18 protein-coding genes and 1 tRNA gene are annotated in these 18,635 nt (G+C 41.0%); all 19 read left to right on the top strand.

Annotated elements, in window-relative coordinates; all coding sequences use genetic code 11:
- Positions 1 to 44: 44 nt before the first annotated feature.
- Entirely contained in the window at positions 45 to 485 is a 441-nt protein-coding gene (locus ACHCNF_RS04745) for a cell division protein FtsL (RefSeq protein WP_408071643.1), read from the top strand.
- Between the two features lie 4 nt (positions 486 to 489).
- Positions 490 to 2,862, top strand: coding sequence for a peptidoglycan D,D-transpeptidase FtsI family protein (locus tag ACHCNF_RS04740; protein WP_408071642.1), 2,373 nt, complete (start codon positions 490 to 492; stop codon positions 2,860 to 2,862).
- Positions 2,863 to 2,991: 129 nt separating this feature from the next.
- Positions 2,992 to 4,362 (top strand): UDP-N-acetylmuramoyl-L-alanine--D-glutamate ligase, encoded by a 1,371-nt coding sequence (gene murD / locus ACHCNF_RS04735; RefSeq protein WP_408071641.1) that lies wholly within the window; start codon positions 2,992 to 2,994, stop codon positions 4,360 to 4,362.
- A 107-nt stretch (positions 4,363 to 4,469) separates the two neighbouring features.
- Positions 4,470 to 5,669, top strand: a complete 1,200-nt coding sequence (locus ACHCNF_RS04730; RefSeq protein WP_408072192.1) for an FtsW/RodA/SpoVE family cell cycle protein — start codon at positions 4,470 to 4,472, stop codon at positions 5,667 to 5,669.
- A 13-nt stretch (positions 5,670 to 5,682) separates the two neighbouring features.
- Positions 5,683 to 6,480, top strand: a complete 798-nt coding sequence (locus ACHCNF_RS04725) for a cell division protein FtsQ/DivIB (RefSeq protein WP_408071639.1) — start codon at positions 5,683 to 5,685, stop codon at positions 6,478 to 6,480.
- Between the two features lie 78 nt (positions 6,481 to 6,558).
- On the top strand, positions 6,559 to 7,806 hold the full coding sequence (gene ftsZ / locus ACHCNF_RS04720; protein WP_408071638.1) for a cell division protein FtsZ: 1,248 nt from the start codon (positions 6,559 to 6,561) through the stop codon (positions 7,804 to 7,806).
- Between the two features lie 334 nt (positions 7,807 to 8,140).
- Positions 8,141 to 8,653 (top strand): transcriptional regulator NrdR, encoded by a 513-nt coding sequence (nrdR, locus tag ACHCNF_RS04715; protein ID WP_408072191.1) that lies wholly within the window; start codon positions 8,141 to 8,143, stop codon positions 8,651 to 8,653.
- A 127-nt stretch (positions 8,654 to 8,780) separates the two neighbouring features.
- On the top strand, positions 8,781 to 10,391 hold the full coding sequence (locus ACHCNF_RS04710; RefSeq protein ID WP_408071637.1) for an ABC transporter substrate-binding protein: 1,611 nt from the start codon (positions 8,781 to 8,783) through the stop codon (positions 10,389 to 10,391).
- 80 nt (positions 10,392 to 10,471) lie between these two features.
- Positions 10,472 to 11,416: an ABC transporter permease gene (locus ACHCNF_RS04705; protein WP_408071636.1), complete on the top strand. Its 945-nt coding sequence runs from the start codon at positions 10,472 to 10,474 to the stop codon at positions 11,414 to 11,416.
- Positions 11,416 to 12,249, top strand: coding sequence for an ABC transporter permease (locus tag ACHCNF_RS04700; RefSeq protein ID WP_408071635.1), 834 nt, complete (start codon positions 11,416 to 11,418; stop codon positions 12,247 to 12,249). The genes ACHCNF_RS04705 and ACHCNF_RS04700 overlap by 1 nt, the downstream gene beginning before the upstream one ends.
- A 67-nt stretch (positions 12,250 to 12,316) precedes the next feature.
- Positions 12,317 to 13,117: an ABC transporter ATP-binding protein gene (locus tag ACHCNF_RS04695; protein WP_408071634.1), complete on the top strand. Its 801-nt coding sequence runs from the start codon at positions 12,317 to 12,319 to the stop codon at positions 13,115 to 13,117.
- 53 nt (positions 13,118 to 13,170) lie between these two features.
- The gene (locus tag ACHCNF_RS04690; RefSeq protein ID WP_408071633.1) at positions 13,171 to 13,926 is read left to right on the top strand and encodes an ABC transporter ATP-binding protein; all 756 of its coding nucleotides are present in this window, start codon (positions 13,171 to 13,173) and stop codon (positions 13,924 to 13,926) included.
- A 137-nt stretch (positions 13,927 to 14,063) separates the two neighbouring features.
- Entirely contained in the window at positions 14,064 to 14,348 is a 285-nt protein-coding gene (locus tag ACHCNF_RS04685) for a hypothetical protein (protein ID WP_408071632.1), read from the top strand.
- A 106-nt stretch (positions 14,349 to 14,454) separates the two neighbouring features.
- Entirely contained in the window at positions 14,455 to 14,967 is a 513-nt protein-coding gene (locus ACHCNF_RS04680; RefSeq protein ID WP_408071631.1) for a YqeG family HAD IIIA-type phosphatase, read from the top strand.
- Between the two features lie 15 nt (positions 14,968 to 14,982).
- Positions 14,983 to 16,371 carry a shikimate kinase gene (locus tag ACHCNF_RS04675; protein WP_408071630.1) on the top strand — a complete coding sequence of 463 codons (1,389 nt, stop codon included), beginning with the start codon at positions 14,983 to 14,985 and terminating at the stop codon, positions 16,369 to 16,371.
- A gap of 40 nt (positions 16,372 to 16,411) precedes the next feature.
- On the top strand, positions 16,412 to 16,858 hold the full coding sequence (locus ACHCNF_RS04670; protein ID WP_408071629.1) for a type II 3-dehydroquinate dehydratase: 447 nt from the start codon (positions 16,412 to 16,414) through the stop codon (positions 16,856 to 16,858).
- A gap of 76 nt (positions 16,859 to 16,934) precedes the next feature.
- Positions 16,935 to 17,492 carry an elongation factor P gene (gene efp, locus ACHCNF_RS04665; RefSeq protein ID WP_408071628.1) on the top strand — a complete coding sequence of 186 codons (558 nt, stop codon included), beginning with the start codon at positions 16,935 to 16,937 and terminating at the stop codon, positions 17,490 to 17,492.
- Positions 17,493 to 17,605: 113 nt separating this feature from the next.
- Positions 17,606 to 18,520, top strand: coding sequence for a DUF5688 family protein (locus ACHCNF_RS04660; protein WP_408071627.1), 915 nt, complete (start codon positions 17,606 to 17,608; stop codon positions 18,518 to 18,520).
- Between the two features lie 31 nt (positions 18,521 to 18,551).
- Positions 18,552 to 18,623 (top strand) — tRNA-Arg (locus tag ACHCNF_RS04655).
- Positions 18,624 to 18,635: the final 12 nt, after the last annotated feature.

The raw sequence follows: 18,635 nt of genomic DNA, 5'->3' as shown, positions 1-18,635 counted from the left end.
GTACATAAACACCATTTAATTTGAATTTTTATGAGGAAATGGTTATGGAAAAGAGATACGTATACGGGAATACTGCGAGAAAACTTAATGATCCAAGATCACGTGAGGAAATGCCGCTTCACGTACAAAAACGTGCAATTGCAAATAGAAGAGCTCACCGCATGAGCTTTGGATATTTGTTATTTTTGTCACTTGCAGTTTTGGCTACAGGTATTATACTGACATGGTACATAACTCTTCAGGCAGATATCACAGCGAGTGTAAAACAGGTTTCAACCCTTGAAGCACAGCTGAACACCATGAAGCAGGATAATGACGAAGCTTATAACAAGGCGGTGAGCAGCCTTGATTTGGAGGAGATAAAACGCATAGCCATAGGTGAGTACGGAATGACTTATGCGACGGAGGGGCAGATAATAACATATTCCGACGGCGGCGGAAATGATTATGTAAGACAGCTGGCACCTATTCCGGACGGAAACTAAAGTTATGAGAAAAAAGAGTAAGGCACAAAAATTTACAATAGGAATGAAAAAAAAGCTGGCAGTGCTGTTCATAATAGTACTGACAGCTTTTGTTGGTTTGAGTATCAGGCTCATAATGATAAACCGAGACAATGGGAAGGACTATGAGAAACAGGTTCTCTCACAGCAAAAGTACGATTCGACAACGATACCATACAGACGTGGCGAGATTCTGGATGCTAACGGAACAGTACTTGCGTACAGTGAAAAAGTCTACAATGTAATCCTTGATGTTAAGCTTGTTTTGTCAGGAAAAGATAATAAATATCTTGATCCTACGGTGGCAGCTCTAGTGAGATGCTTTGGATTTGATGAAGGCGAGATCAGAAACTACATCTCGGAACATCCTGATTCTCAGTATTACACCCTTGCAAAACAGCTGACCTATGATGAAATTAGTGAATTCCAGGGTCTTGTTACTCTTGGAAGTGATACCTATGATGAAAATATTCAGGGAGTCTGGTTTGAGGAAAATTATGTAAGAAAATATCCCAATGGCTCCATGGCATGTGATGTTATCGGTTTTACGACAAGTGATAACAACGGAATATTTGGTCTTGAGGAATATTATAACGATACACTTAGTGGCAGCAATGGCAGAACCTATGGTTACATTGATGAGGATTCTAATCTTGAGAGAACTACAATTCCTGCTACTGACGGTAACAGTATTGTGACCACTATTGACGGTAATCTTCAAAATATCGTTGAAAAATACCTTCAGGATTTTAATGATACCTACAAGGATGCAGTTCGTGAGGGTAATGGCGCCAATAACATCGGCTGCGTCATCATGGATGTAAATAACGGTGATGTTCTTGCAATGGCAAGTTATCCGAAGTTTGACTTAAATGATACCAAGAATACTGACAATCTTATCGGAATGCCCAGGGTGGACGAGAGAGGCCTGAAAATTGCAGGCGAGAGCATATATGATTCCGGAGTTTACATCACCCAGCAGATGCTTGATGAGATGAGTGATGAGGAAAAATTGTGGAATCTGAATGCGCTTTGGAGAAACTTCTGTATATCAGATACTTATGAGCCCGGTTCTGTCGCAAAGCCTTTTACGGTTGCAACAGGCCTTGAAGCCGGCTGCATAAACGGCAACGAAGTATACGATTGTACCGGCTATATGGAATTTGGCGGTCATAAGATTTACTGTCATAACAGATATGGTGACGGCCCTGTATCCGTTGAACGTGGAATAGAGATATCCTGTAACGTTGCCATGATGAAGATCGGACAGGTGATAGGCTCTGATACATTTGCAAAATTCCAGAAGATTTTTGGATTCGGACTTAAAACAAATGTGGACCTTGCAGGTGAAGCAAGGACTGAGGGACTGACCTATGCAGCTCAGGACATGGGATCATCAGAACTTGCGACAGGAACATTCGGTCAAGGCTTTAATGTTGATATGATTGAGATGATTACAGCGTTCAGTTCACTTGTTAACGGCGGAAAGTACTACGAGCCGCATCTTGTAAGCAAAGTTCTTAATTCATCCGGTGCAACAATTAAAAGTGTTGAACCGAGAATTTTAAGACAGACTATATCAGAATCTACATCGCAGAAGGTTATTCAGTACTGTAATCAGGTTGTGGCAGGTGATGAAGGTACGGGTAAAACTGCAAGGCCGGCTGGCTATATGATAGGCGGAAAGACAGGAACTGCCGAGACAATACCGCGTAAGAACAGACAGTACGTTGTTTCCTTTATGGGGTATGCTCCTGCCAATGATCCGCAGATAGCAATTTATGTTGTTGTAGACAGACCTAACGCCGTTGATCAGGCTGATGCCAAGTTTGCTACAAGAGTAGTCAGAAAGGTACTTACAGAGGCACTTCCTTATCTTAATATCCCGATGACTGAGCCTGTCTCAGAGGAGGAACAGGCCGAACTTGACGAGCTTAGAGAAAAGGAAATCATGATGGCAGCGGCTCAGAAATCTGAGGCGACTGTTGATGAAGACGGCAATCCCATAAATCCCGAAGGAACCCCGCTTCTTGATGAGGACGGCAATCCTGTACTTGACGAGGATGGCAATCCTATTATGCAGGAAACTTCTGAGGGCGAAGTGAGTGATGGAAATGCCGATGATTATGATGAAGACGGTGATGGAATCTGGGAAAAGATTCCGGAGGATGAGCTTCCCGGTTCCGAGAGTGAAAATAATGAGCCCGTTTGGAAGTCATTTGAAATAGATGAGGAAACGGGGTATTATATTGACCCTGAAACAGGAGACCTTATAAATCCTGAAGACGGACATTCTATTGCCGGTGACGGACTTCCGGATTATGAGCCTTCAGAGGAAAATGCTTTGGGCGGTGAATAAACGTGCTTTGCCCATATGACAGATAATTAAATGCTATACACTTCCTGCTATTTGATGAAAAGCAGGAACTAATATAAAATTGTGAAAATATGAAGATATGGTTATTGCCATGAAAACAGAAGGGAAATTATGTTAGGGAAAGATATTGTTGGAAAAAAAGTACTTGTAATCGGAACAGGAATTTCAGGAATCGGCAGCGCAAGGCTCCTTGGAAAGGTGGGAGCAAAGCCTGTGATTTTTGATGAAAATACTAAGGTTACAAAAGAAGCTGTAAAGGAAAAACTCGGGGATTATGAAGGAGAAGAGCCGGAAATCATTATAGGAGAGCTTGCGGATGAAGTTATAAGCGAATTGTCGCTTGTTGTACCAAGCCCTGCTGTTCCGCTTGATTCTCCGCTTATAATGCGTCTTAAAAAGGCAGAACTTACTATCTGGAGTGAGATAGAGCTTGCTTTCAATTTTGCAAAAGGAAAGCTTGTTGCTATCACAGGAACAAACGGAAAAACGACAACTACAACCCTTGTGGGAGAGATTATGAAGGCTCATTTTGCTTCTACATATGTAGTTGGAAATATAGGCTATTCATATGCGGAGAGAGCTTTGGAAATGACAGAAGATACCGTATCAATAGGTGAAATCAGTAGTTTTCAGCTGGAAGCTGTTGAGAATTTTCATGCCAAAGTATCCGCCATACTGAATATTACTCCCGATCACCTCAATAGACATCACACCATGGAATGCTATGCAGCCATGAAAGAAAATGTTACAAACAACCAGACTAAGAGTGATGTCTGTGTGCTTAATTATGATAATGAGTATACAAGGGATTTTGCGGGCAGATGCCCTGCAAAGGTTGTACTCTTTTCATCAAAAGAGAAGCTTGAAAATGGCTTCTATCTTGACGGTGAGGATATTATGCTTGCTGAAAACGGCAAATCCTCCAAAATAATGAATATTCACGAGATGAATCTTGTTGGTACATGTAATTACGAAAACGTGATGGCTGCAATTGCCATGGGAATGGCAATGAATGTGCCGCTTGATACTATACTCGATGTTGTTCGCAGCTTTAAGGCAGTAGAGCATAGAATAGAGTTCGTTGCCACAAAGAATGGAGTTGATTATTACAATGACTCTAAGGGAACAAACCCTGATGCTGCTATCCAGGGCATCAAGGCTATGTGCAAGCCCACATACCTTATAGGTGGCGGATATGATAAGGGCAGCGAATATGATGAGTGGATAGAGGCTTTTGACGGAAAAGTTAAAAAGCTTGTTCTTATCGGAGTAACCAAAGAAAAAATAGCAGAGTGTGCTAAAAAGCATGGCTTTACTGATTATGTTTTTATGGATACATATGCTGATGCACTTAAATTCTGCAGCGATAATGCGACGCCGGGAGAAGCGGTACTTCTTTCACCTGCCTGTGCAAGCTGGGATATGTTCCCAAGCTATGAGGTTAGAGGAAAAGAGTTTAAAGACTACGTAAACAGCCTTTAAGGGGCTTTTTTGAATGAAAAATGATTGCTCTTAATATGGTTTATATAAGGGCAGGTTTGGATAACATTTAATGAGTTTTAGGGGAGAGAGCTATGGAGGCTGCTAGAATGGCAGGAACTGCCAAAACAGCAAGGGCTAGAGATTACGGAGCCCGAAATGTTAATCGAGAGAGCACTGGGAAAAGAGTTAAACGGGATGCTTATGTAGACTATAGCATGGTGTTTGTAGTACTGTTTTTGCTCGTTTTTGGCCTTGTAATGTTATATTCCACAAGTTCATATGACGGACGATTAAAATGGGGAGATTCCGCGTATTATCTGAAGCATCAGATGCTGCCAACGGCTCTTGGAGTCGGGCTTATGGCGGTGGTATCAAGAATTCCCTACCATCTGTATAAAAAGCTTGCATCGCTTGCATATATTTTGTCGATAGTTTTGGTTTTACTTGTTAAGACGCCACTTGGAATGACAATCAACAAAGCGTCCAGATGGATAAAAATCGGAGGCGTTTCAGTACAGCCTGCGGAGGCTGCAAAGCTTGCCATGATCATTGTTCTTGCTACTTTTATCAGTAAGCTCAGTAAGAATATCACTAATCCGAAGGCTTTCTGGGTAGTGCTGGGGGTACCTGTTCCGGTGTGCTTTCTTGTTTGGAAGATAACAAGTAACCTGAGCTCAGCAATTATTATTTTTGGAATTGCATTTCTTATGTTATTTGTTTCTACACCCGGTTATAGAAAATTTATTGCAATTGTTTTATTTGCTGTGGCTGCAGCAGGCGGAGTTGTTGCATTGGTTGTGAGAGCGGGATACCACAGTGAGTTAAACTACCGTTTTGCACGTATACTTGCCTGGCTTGATCCCGAAGCGTATGTAAATGACAAGGGCTATCAGACGCTTCAGTCCCTTTATGCCATTGGCTCAGGAGGACTTTTTGGAAAAGGGCTTGGCGAGAGTATGCAGAAGCTGGGGTTCATTCCGGAAGCTCAAAATGACATGATCTTTTCAATAATCTGTGAGGAGCTTGGAATAGTTGGAGCTATCGCGGTTATGCTTATGTTTATTATCCTTATTTACAGAATGATGATCATAGCTCAGAACGCACCTGATATGTACGGAGCGCTCCTTGTTATCGGAGTTATGGCTCACATATCCATTCAGGTTATCCTCAATATTGCGGTTGTGACCAATACGATTCCCAATACAGGTATCACTCTTCCTTTCATAAGTTATGGTGGAACGGCGGTGCTTTTCCTCCTTACGGAGATAGGAATTGTGTTTAATGTGGCTAGGCACATTGAAGTCTGAAGGTTAAACTAAAATGGCCAGAAAACGTAGAAGATTAAAAAGGAAAAGAGCAGAGGCTCCTCGAATGTCCTTTGGGGAGCTGTTTTTTCTTCATAAAAGCCTGTTCATACTGGGAGCTGTGCTGATTGTAATTCTTATTGGATTATTATCGGCTTTTTTCTATGTCTCCAAAAATTACACCATAACCAATGTGTACGTGGAGGGAAATATCCATTACACGGATGAAGATATCATGAATATGGTAATGACAGATAAACTCAGCAAGAACTCGCTATATCTGTCGCTGAAATATAAAAACAAAGATATTACTGGAATTTCGTTTATAGAGAAAATGGACGTAGAGGTTCTTGATCCTCACACAGTAAGAATAAATGTCTATGAAAAAGCTGTAGCGGGATATGTAAAATACCTCGACAGATTTATATATTTTGACAGGAATGGTTACGTCGTTGAGACATCCAGAGAACCATCGAGTGATGTTCCGCTTGTACTTGGGCTTAGCTTTGATTACATAGTTTTGCATGAAAAATTGCCTGTTGAAAATGAAGCGGTCTTTGCGGAGATACTTGATATCACACAATTATTAACGAAATATAATTTGAATGCAGATAAAATCTTTTTTGACAGCGACTTTCACTTATATGTTTATTTTGAAAATATAGAAGTTAGTCTTGGAACTAATGACAACATAGATGAAAAAGTGATACAATTACAATACATTTTACCGGAACTCCAAGGAAAAAGCGGCATCCTTGAAATGTCAGAATATGACGAGAATACTCAGAATATTACATTTGAAGAAAAAAAATAATATTCAAGGTTGTAAATTGTATAAAATAATTATAAAATGGCTTGTAGGAGTTTTAGGTTATGAAGGAGGAGCACTATCTTGCTTGAACTTAAGTCAAATGAGGCTGAATCCGGTGCCAAGATTATCGTCGTTGGGGTTGGTGGCGCAGGAAATAACGCTGTAAATAGAATGGTAGAGGAAAATATTTCCGGTGTTGAATTCATCGGAATTAATACGGATAAGCAGGCACTGCAGCTTTGCAAGGCTCCCAAGCTTTTGCAGATCGGCGAGAAGCTGACCAAGGGACTTGGAGCAGGAGCTAAGCCTGAGATTGGTCAGAAGGCCGCTGAGGAGAGCAAGGAAGAGATTACCGAAGCTCTTAAGGGCGCTGACATGGTTTTTGTTACCTGTGGAATGGGTGGTGGTACCGGTACAGGTGCAGCACCTGTTGTTGCTAGTATAGCTAAGGATATGGGTATTCTTACGGTAGGTGTTGTTACAAAGCCTTTCGCTTTTGAAGCACGCGTTCGTATGCAGAATGCTCTTGCAGGTATCAATACTATCAAGAACAATGTTGATACTCTTATCGTTATTCCTAACGATAAGCTTTTGCAGATTGTCGACAGACGTACAACAATGCCTGATGCGCTTAAGAAGGCTGATGAAGTTCTTCAGCAGGCAGTTCAGGGAATAACAGACCTTATCAATGTACCGGCAGTAATCAACCTCGACTTTGCTGATGTGCAGACAGTAATGAAGGATAAGGGAATCGCTCATATCGGAATCGGATCCGGTAAGGGTGATGACAAGGCTGCGGACGCAGTTAAGATGGCAGTTGAGTCTCCTCTTCTTGAGACTAAGATCGATGGAGCTTCCAATGTTATCATCAATGTTTCAGGTGATATCACTCTTATGGACGCTTCCACTGCATCTGATTATATTAGAAATCTTGCAGGCGATGATGTTAATATCATCTTCGGTGCTATGTATGATGAGTCAATGTCTGATACATGTAATATCACAGTTATTGCTACAGGTATTGATGACAAGGCAAATGTTATGCCGCCTTCAAGACCGGCAGCTAAGCCTGTGACAGCACCTCAGCAGCCTACAGCAAGCCAGGTTGCACCTCAGCCGCAAGTACAGCCTCAGGTTCAACCACAGGTACAGCCTATAGCACCTGAGCCGACAATCGATACACTTCGTCCGGTACAGGCTGCTCAGCAGCAGAGACCTGTAACACCTCAGCCGGCAAGACCTGTTTCAGGACTTAACCGTGCTCCGGAGGTTAGAAGCTCTGTTGAAGCTAAGAGTCTTAAGATTCCGGATTTCTTACAAAAAAAATAATATAATAAAGAAACATTTAAAGAGCATGTCGAAAATGACATGCTCTTTTTTATTCAATAGGAAATTCCTTCGGATTTTCTATTGAATAAAAAGCGCTCCGCTAAGGATGCGACTGGTGCGCAGATGTATTTTGCAAGCTAAAGCTTGCGCGCACCAGCGCGCAAAGAGTCGCGAGCGACTCTTTGTTCGGGAATTGGCGATTTTTAAGCGAGATATTGCATTTTTGTATAGAAAATTGCGATTAATAATGTTACAATAATTTGTGTGGGTTCGGATTTATGACCCCAAATGTGGTACTGTAATGAATGTGCAGACGCACGGAAAGGTTAATGTTATGAAGTGTCCTTTTTGCGGTAAAGACAACACTCGTGTAATTGATTCAAGACCTGCAGATGAAAACACATCCATAAGGCGCAGGCGTGTTTGTGACTCCTGTGGGAAGAGATTTACAACTTATGAGAAGGTCGAGACAATTCCGCTTATTGTTATTAAGAAGGATAACAATCGTGAACCATACAATCGTGCCAAGATTGAAGCCGGTGTACTCAGAGCCTGCCATAAGAGGCCTGTCAGTGCTGAGCAGATTACCGCTATAGTTGATGCTGTAGAGACCGAAGTTTTCAACCTTGAACAGAAGGAGATTCCCAGTAGAATTATTGGAGAGCTCTGCATGGAGAAGATGAAGAATCTTGATCCGGTAGCTTACGTTAGATTTGCTTCTGTTTATCGTGAATTTAAAGATGTTAATACTTTTATGGATGAACTCAAGATAGTTCTTGAGAAGGAAGAAGAAGGTGTGATAACTGATGCTACTGATAAAAGCACACCTTTGTTGAAAAGAGAGTAAAAATTCTGACGAAAAAAAGCAGAATTTATGCCCAAAATAGAGCAATAGTGTTGTTGACATACCGGCCTTCTTTCCGTATATTGTTATATGCACCTACAAAACTAAATACAGAAAGAAGGATTGTAACATGATGAAGAAAAGTATTGGAAGGAGAAGCCTTTCATCTCTTTTGGTTGTGTTAACGACACTGACTCTTACATTGAGTGGATGCTCAAGTAAAAAGGCAGAGGAGTCTACCCCGGATGCAACTAATGCCACCGAAACTGCTAGTTCTACACAGGACAGCGAAACGGAGAGCGCTGATAGCACCGAAGGAGCAGATGATCTTTCTAAGATTACCATTGGTGTCCCACAGGACATAGACAGTATGGACCCGCACATCGCACAGGCGGCGGGAACCAGAGAGATACTGTTTAACGTATATGAGGGACTTGTTAAGCCAGATCAGGACGGTAATCTTCAGCCTGCTATAGCCAGTGATTACACAATTTCCGAGGATGGAATGACTTACACCTTCACACTCAGAGATGGAGTGAAGTTCCATGATGGAAGCGCGGTTACGGCAGAGGATGTTAAATATTCTATAGAACGCAATGCCGGTACCGATGGAAATGATCCCTTGATATCGGCATTTTCTAATATTGATAAGGTCGAAATTCAGGACGATTCCACAATTGTAATGACACTTAAGGAAGCTAATACAGAGTTTTTGGCATACATGACAGTTGCCATTATCCCCGCTTCAAACGAGGATCCTGAGGGTAATCCTATCGGAACAGGTCCTTACAAGTTTGTATCACGTTCACCACAGGAGAATGTTATACTTACAAAGTTTGACGAATATTGGGGAGAGCCTGCATCCATTAAGGATGTAGTGGTTAAGATTGAATCCAATTCAGATTCAGTAATAATGGATCTTGAGGGTGGATCAATTGATATGTACGCTCGTATCACAGCAGCCCAGATGTCTCAGTTATCTGATAAATTTGATGTATATGAAGGAACAATGAATCTTGTTCAGGCACTTTATCTGAACAACGCAGAGGAGCCTTTCAATAATGAGTTGGTGCGTCAGGCTCTTTGCTACGCTATTGACCCTCAGACAATCATGGATTTTGTATCAGATGGTAAGGGAGCTGAGCTCGGAAGCAGTATGTATCCCTCATTCGGAAAATATTTCGATGCTTCACTTAATGATACATATAATCAGGATGTTGATAAGGCCAAGGAACTTCTTGCAGAGGCAGGATATCCCAATGGATTTGATTTCACAATAACTGTTCCTTCAAACTATACACAGCATGTTGATACAGCACAGGTACTTGTAGAACAGTTTAAGGAGATTGGCGTTAACGCAACTATCCAGGAAGTTGAATGGAATTCATGGCTTGATGATGTTTATACTAACCGCAATTTCCAGTCAACAGTTGTCGGTGTTGATGCTTCTACACTTACAGCTTATGCGCTTCTTAGCAGATTCAAATCTGATGCGCATAACAACTTCATTAACTTCAGTGATGCAGATTACGATGCAGCATTCGATGCAGCTCTCAAGGCTACTGATGATGATGAAAAGACAAAGAACTACAAAGAATGTGAGAAGATCCTTTCAGAGAAGGCAGCAAATGTTTACATTCAGGACCTTCCTGAGTTTGTAGCTCTTAACAAGAAGTTTACAGGTTATACTTTCTATCCGCTTTATGCACAGGACTTTTCAAAGATTAAGCCTGCTGAATAATTTAGCAGTTTGATGTATAAGAACTTTTGCATAGCGATAGCAGAACATAATTTTTAGAAAAAATAACGAGGAACACGCATATGAGATATATATTGAAAAAAGCTTTGAGCATGGTGCTTACTTTATTCGTTGTATCTTTGTGCGTGTTTCTTGCATTTAGTTTAATACCCGGAGATCCGGTTACAAAGATGTTTGGAACTGAGGCAACACCACAGCTGATTGCCCAGTACAGAGAGAAGATGGGCCTGAACGACCCGATTCTGGTAAGATATTTTCGCTGGTTCACAGCGTTTTTAAAGGGAGATATGGGAACTTCCTATGATTACAAGATGCCTGTGGCAAACATGCTTACAGAAAAAATCCCAATCACGCTTACCCTTGCGGTAATGTCTTTTGTTATTATGATTCTTGTTTCTATACCGCTTGGAATATATACTGCCAAGCATGAAAACGGAATAATTGATCATATCATTTCAGTTATTAATCAAGTCATAATGGCTATACCGCCATTTTTCTCAGGAATATTATTGACCTTCTTTTTCGGCGTTATTTTGAAGATTTTTACGCCGGGAGGTTTTGTATCATATACTAAAAATGTAAACGAGTTTTTGAAATACCTGATTCTGCCTGCATTTGCCATTGCTCTTCCAAAGGCAGCCATGGCGACAAAGCTTCTGAGAGGCTCTGTTATCGATGAAGCAGGTAAGGACTACACCAGAACTGCATATAGCAGGGGGAATACCACAAATGCAGTCCTATATCTTCATGTTTTGAAAAATGCCATGATTCCCGTTATTACATTTATGGGAATGGCTCTTGCTGATATGGTTGCCGGAAGTATTGTAATAGAGCAGGTTTTTGGTATACCCGGAATAAGCCGTATACTGTTATCCTCTATCAATAACCGTGACTACCCTGTAGTTGAAGCTATAATCATGGGGGTTGCGATAATGGTGCTTGTCATCAATCTATTGGTTGATATTATATACAGAATTATTGATCCCAGAATTGAGGTGGAGAAATAATGAATAAATTCTTTTCGCTGTTTAAAAAGAATAAGGCTACCGGTGAGAGGAATACCTTTCTACTTATGGGAGTTATTATTACAGGACTGATTCTTCTTATGGTAATTGTGGGAATTTTTTATACACCCTATAATCCTACCAAAATGGACTCATCAGCCAAGCTTCAGGGGATTTCTTTTAAACATATAATGGGTACGGACAACATGGGACGCGACGTATTCAGCAGAGTTATGTACGGGAGCAGGATTACGGTTGCCATAGCAATGTTTACGATATTTATCGGAGCAGGAATAGGAACAATAATCGGAGCTCTCACCGGTTATTTTGGAGGAATTGCAGATGAGATTACTATGAGGATCATAGATGCTATGCTTGCTTTTCCTAGTATCCTTTTGTCACTGGTTTTTGTCAGCCTGTTTGGTACGGGAACCTACCAGGTTGCAGTAGCTCTTGGCATTTCCTTTATCCCCAGCTTTGCCAGAATAGTGAGGGGAGAGTTTCTCAGATGTAAAAATATGGACTACGTAGAGGTTGCAAGGCTGCAGGGCGTATCAGATATAAGGATCATATTTGTTCACATTCTTCCAAACACAGTTGGAGTACTTCTATCATCTGTAATGATAGGGTTTAACAATGCTGTACTTGCTGAAGCAGGCCTCAGTTTCCTTGGAATAGGAGCACAGCCTCCCTATGCCAGTCTTGGAAAAATGTTATCCGATGCACAGAGCTACCTCTTTAACAGGCCAAGCTATGTAATCAGCATAGGTTTTGTGATTGTTTTAATGGTATTGGGATTCTCTTTTCTTGGAGAAGGAATTAAGCGCATCAAATAAATCCCTGAAGCTGACGAAACTTGGAATAAGCTTAAGTAGTGATTTATATTTGCTTTGAGGTAATTTAATGGGAAACGTAATTTTAGACGTTACAGATCTTCATATAGAATTTCATGATCATGATAAACCTGAGACTGTAGTTGAGGATTTTGATCTGATGCTTGAAGAAGGCGAGATAGTCGGCATAGTGGGAGAATCAGGATCCGGTAAAAGCATGAGTGCTCTTGCTATAGCAGGGCTCCTTAAACGTCACGCTCTGACAAAAAAAGGACGCATAATGTTTGATGGCACTGATCTTTTAACCTGCGACAGACATAAGCTTAGATCCTATCAGGGCGATGAGATTTCCATGATTTTCCAGGAGCCCATGACATCACTTAATCCGGTAAAGAAGATTGGATGGCAGGTTGAGGAGTCGCTTAGAATCCATCATAAGGAAATTGACAAAAAAGAGAGAAAAAGGCGTGCCGTGGAGATGCTTGAAGCTGTTGGTTTACACGATCCTCTGAGACAATATGAGATGTACCCTCATGAGATGTCCGGCGGTATGAGACAGCGTGTAATGATAGCTGCAGCTATGATCGGAGAGCCTCGAATTTTAATAGCAGATGAGCCTACAACAGCTCTGGATGTAACTATTCAGGCGCAGATAGTTGAACTTTTAAGGAAGCTTAACAGAGAAAAGGGGACGGCTATTATTTTCATATCACACGACCTGTCTCTCATAAGGCAGCTGTGTAAGAGAGTAATAGTTATGCAAAACGGCAATATTGTAGAAACGGGAACTGTAGAAGATATTTTCAGAAACCCACAAAAGAGCTACACAAGGGAACTTATAGCTGCAATTCCGCAAATTGATCTAAGCTGATTGCAGGATACACTTTTTATAAAGTCCTTTCATTATGGGCATAAGGTTGTTATATGGAGCAGGAAAAGGTAATTCAGATAAAGGATCTGAAGGTCTATTATAAAAATCATAAGAGAACTATTTTTGGTAAAAATCGGAAAAATCAGGTAATTAAGGGAGTTTCGATTGATGTGTATGAGGGCGAGATTCTCGGAATAGCCGGAGAATCAGGCTGTGGAAAATCGACTCTTGCCAAGGCTATTGTAGGAATGAACAAAGACATTGAGGGTGTGATCAACCTGAAATACTCAGATACGCAGATGGTTTTTCAGGATCCCTATTCGTCACTTAACCCCAGCAAAAAAATAGGTTGGCTGTTGGAAGAACCTCTTCGAGCTGATAAGACAAAGGATTGGACACCTAAAGAGCGTAAAGAGAAGGCTTTGGAAATAATGAAGGCGATAGGGCTTCCGAAAGAAATGCTTGAGAGATATCCTTCACAGCTTTCAGGTGGTCAGAGACAAAGGGTGAGCATCGGCGTGGCACTTATGAGATCGCCCAAAGTTATCATTGCAGATGAGCCGGTTTCAGCGCTTGATGTAACGATACAGGCTCAAATCCTGCAGCTCTTGAGAAACCTACACAGGCAATATGGAATAACGATTCTTTTTATTTCACATGATCTTCGCGTTATTTATCAGCTATGTGATCATGTGGCTATTATGAAGAACGGAATTATCCAGGAATATGGAGTTCCACGTGACGTTTACAGACAACCGAAAAGTGAATATACGATGGAACTTCTTCGCGCTGCCGGAATAAGAGCATAGGCAAACTGAATAAAAATTTCAAAAAATACTAAAGTAAATGTACTTTTATGACGAAATAAGAATCATAAAACAAGATATATTTGATTTTTGGCCCTGCTTTCGTGTAAAATAAGGGTGTATGAAAGAAGGAGGGACATATGAGAATTAACGGGTTTAATGATTCTTATGTGAATAGTCTGTATCAGAAAAGGGCAGATAATTCTGACAGACATAATGTTGACAGTTCTCTTTCAGGATTGGGGAATCTTGGAGGAATACAGTCCAGTATCATGGAGAAGGCTGTCATGGACATGGAGAAGGATTCAGTTCTTCATGAGTACCAGTATTTTGTTGGAAATAAGGTTATCAGCAGTGCATCCGAGCTTAGTGGTTCAAGAATACTTTCGAATGATGAAGACGGAGTAGTAATTCAGCTTAACTGATTAGGGATTACCTGTAATTTTAAAAATCGAAATTTGAGGACAGAAAAAATATTTTTTCTGTCCTTTTTTATGCCCAGAGCATGCCGGATATGATATAGTTTTTTCTATGAGACATTTACTTTATCCGAGTGAGACCTCGGAATCAACTTATTTAATTCCATTTGAAAGTTATTTTGATGAAGGATACAGAGGGATTATTTTTGATATAGATAATACTCTGGTTCCTCATGGGGCACCGGCTGATGACAGGGCGGTGGAGCTTTTTGAGAGGCTTCACAAGATTGGTTTTAGGACCCTTTTATTATCAAATAATAAGGAACCCAGAGTAGCTCCTTTTGCCCGTGCTGTGGATTCGGAATATATCTATAAAGCAGATAAACCGTTTCTGGCAGGCTATCTGAGGGCTATGGAGAAAATGGGAACAAATCCCGGGAATACCCTTTTTATAGGTGATCAGATTTTCACAGATGTCTGGGGAGCAAACAGGGCTGGAATGCATACTGTTTTAGTTGGACAGATCGACAAAAAGGAAGAGATACAGATTGTTCTCAAAAGATATCTTGAAGCTGTTGTTCTGTTTTTTTATCGTAGACATGTAAAAAGACATGGGAAGGACTAGAATACGGAGGATTGCATGAAAAGAGATGTTAAGGGGACGACCAGAGTATGTGGACTTATAGGTAATCCGGTTCATCACACTTTGTCACCGGCAATACATAATTCTTTAAACGATATAACAGATACCGATATGGTGTATGTTCCTTTTGAAGTGAATGAAAAGGATGTAGAAACCGCTGTAAAAGGAGCTCTGGCATTGGATATTCTTGGGATGAATGTGACGATCCCTCATAAGAGCGCAGTTATTCCTTTTCTGAAGGAAATAGATCCCGTAGCTGAAAAGATAGGCGCCGTAAACACTCTTGTAAGGACTCTGGATGGAAGCGGGTTCAGGGGCTACAATACAGACTACACGGGACTTAGCAGGTCTCTTCGTGAGGCTATGGTGGATGTTATGGGTAAATCTGTAGTTATCCTGGGTGCCGGTGGTGTATCGAGGCCTGCTGCGTTTCTTGCGGCAAGTGAAGGTGCGGCGGAGATTTTTATATTGAACAGAACTATTGAGAGAGCTGAAAAGCTTTGCGCTGATGTAAACAGCTATGTAGGGAAGGCTGTAGCTAAGCCTCTTGAGCTCGGAAGATACAGTGAACTTCCGGATGGCAGGAAGTATATTTGTTTTCAGATGACAATGGTTGGGATGTATCCGAATTCCGGCAACGCAGTTATAGAGGATCCCGATTTTTACAGGAAAATAGAGATAGGATTTGATGCTGTATACAGGCCCCTTAATACTAAGTTTTTACAATTGTGCAAGGAAGCAGGTGCAAAATGCATTTCAGGCCTTAAGATGCTGTTGTATCAGGGAGTTGATGCATATGAAATGTGGAACGGTATAAAGGTAAAGGATTCTGTATGTAGTAAGCTTTATGGAAAACTCCTTGGAGAGCTCATGGAGGGAAAGAGTATCGTCTTAACAGGCTTTATGGGCAGTGGTAAAAGCTCGGTTGCGCAGAGACTTTGTGAGATTCTGGGATATGAGATGCTTGATACCGATGCCGAGATAGAACAGATGCAGTCAGCCACGATCAGTACTATTTTCAGAGAACAGGGTGAAGGTGCGTTTCGTGATATGGAGACTGAGTTTGTTAAGGAGCTTAGTGAGGAAGGCAAAAAGCGAATAATACTCTCTGTAGGAGGAGGGCTGCCAATCAAACCTGAAAATCGTGAATATCTTAAGAAAATAGGAACAGTGGTATTTTTAAAAGCAAGACCGGAGACGGTTTATGAGCGGGTAAAAGGGGATAAAACAAGGCCACTTCTTAAGTCGGATGATGTGCTCTCCAAGATAAAGGAACTGCAGGAGGAGCGCAGAGACATATACAAGGCTGCGTGTGACCTTGAGATTGATACTGATAACAAAAGCATAGACCTGGTTGCAAATGAGATAATTGAGCAGATGTTATAAGCCGGGCTGACTAAAATGGTTGTGTGATAAGGAGCTTTGCATGAAAATTCTGGTGATAAACGGACCCAATCTTAATTTCCTCGGAATAAGGGAAAAGAATATCTACGGGAAAGAAGACTACAGTTACCTTCTTAAAATGATAGAGGAGAAGGGAAAAGAGACCGGATGTGATATAATCACCTGGCAGTCTAATCATGAGGGTGCGATCATTGATAAGCTTCAGGAAGCATATTTTGATGGTACAGAGGGGATTGTTATTAACCCCGGGGCATACACTCATTACAGCTATGCCATACACGATGCTCTTAAGAGTCTTGAAAATATTATCAAGGTGGAGGTGCATATCTCCAACATTAAGGAGAGGGAGAGCTTCAGGGCAAATTCCGTTACAGCACCTGCCTGTGATAAGCAGATATATGGACATGGGCTTAACGGGTATCTTGAAGCCATAGATTTTTGTATTGAACAGAAGAAAAGTGAACAGTAAAAAAAGTATTGAAAAAAATTGAGCATTAGTATAATATTAGGTAGTTGTTTGATTTGTATATATTAGGAGGATTTTTATGATTTCTGCAAGTGATTTCAGAAACGGTATGACCATCGAGATTGATGGCAATGTATGTCAGATAGTAGAATTCCAGCATGTTAAACCCGGTAAGGGCGCAGCATTTGTAAGAACAAAGCTCAAGGACATTATCAACGGTGGTGTTAAGGAGACAACTTTCCGTCCCACAGAGAAGTTCCCTGCAGCTCGTATTGATCGTAAGGATATGCAGTATCTTTATGCTGATGGTGATCTTTACAACTTCATGGACAACGAGACTTATGAGCAGATCTCTCTTACAAAGGATCAGGTTGGCGATTCAATGAAGTATGTTAAGGAGAACGAGACAGTTCAGATCAACTCTTATAATGGTAATGTATTTGCTGTTGAGCCTCCGCTTTTCGTAGAGCTCGCTATATCTGAGACAGAGCCCGGCTTCAAGGGTGACACAGCTACAGGTGCTACAAAGCCTGCTACTGTTGAGACAGGTGCTGTTGTACAGGTTCCCCTTTTCGTTAACGAGGGTGACGTTATCAAGATCGATACCAGATCAGGAGAATACCTCTCCAGAGTTTAATTACCGTTTTTTCTGAAAATTGTATTTATAGACTTGTAAGGCAATGAAAGTTTTTTATCTTTCATTGCCTTTTTTGCGCTTATTTAACAATTTTAATTTAGGAGAAAATGATATTGGATAATAAAGAGTTTTATAACAATGTGACACAGAAGGTTAAGGATTATTATGGCGACAGAGCAGAAATTATGATGTCGGATGTGGTAAAGAACAACGGACTCATCAAATGCGGACTGTGCGTAAAAAAGGACGGAAGCAATTGTGCGCCTACTATCTATCTTGATGATTTTTATGATGAATATATAAAATCAGGGGATATTAACAGGATTACAGATGCTGTGATCAATATATTTGAGGAGCATATGGTGGAGGGGAATGTTGATCTGGCTTTTGTGGCAGATTTTGATGCTGTTTATGAGAAAATATGCTACAGACTTGTGGACTATTCCAGAAATGAAGAAAAACTAAAGGAGATGCCATACAGAATGGTTGCGGATCTGGCGGTCACATATCATATTGACCTTTCTTTCAAGGGAATAGAAGGAAGCATAGCTGTAAGCAATAAGCTACTTAATATATGGGATGCTACTGAGGAGGATCTGTATGAGGCTGCTATGGACAATACCCCAAGACTTCTTCCTGCCAGGATCATACCAATCGGAGTATTTCTTGGAGAGAAGGCAGGGGACGATTCTCTGGCTCAGCTTTTTCCGGAGGACGATTTCTTAGTAGCAAGTAACGACAGGTACGTTAACGGGGCATCAGTTATATTATACCCGGGGCTTCTTGCAGAGATTGGAGATAGGATAGGTAGCGATTTTTATATTATTCCATCATCCAGACATGAGGTTATACTGATATCGGAACCTTTTGTAAAAAACGGTGAGTTTAACCTCATCGATATGGTGAAAAGTGTTAATGATACCTGCGTGTCACCTGAGGATGTATTGTCAGATAATTTATATCATTTTGACAGAACTACTGAAAACATAAAAAAGGTTGAATATGTCGAAGATACTATGTTATTATAGTCGGGTACGTAATAAATCTGTAACAATTTGTGCACCCGTAGTCTAATGGATAGAACGGAGGCCTCCGACGCCTTTAATGCAGGTTCGATTCCTGTCGGGTGCATCACCTGTTGCA

This window comes from Butyrivibrio sp. NATIVEDY162 (genome assembly GCF_045999815.1).
GTDB lineage: Bacteria > Bacillota > Clostridia > Lachnospirales > Lachnospiraceae > Butyrivibrio.
This window is presented reverse-complemented; position numbering and strand designations above follow the sequence as displayed.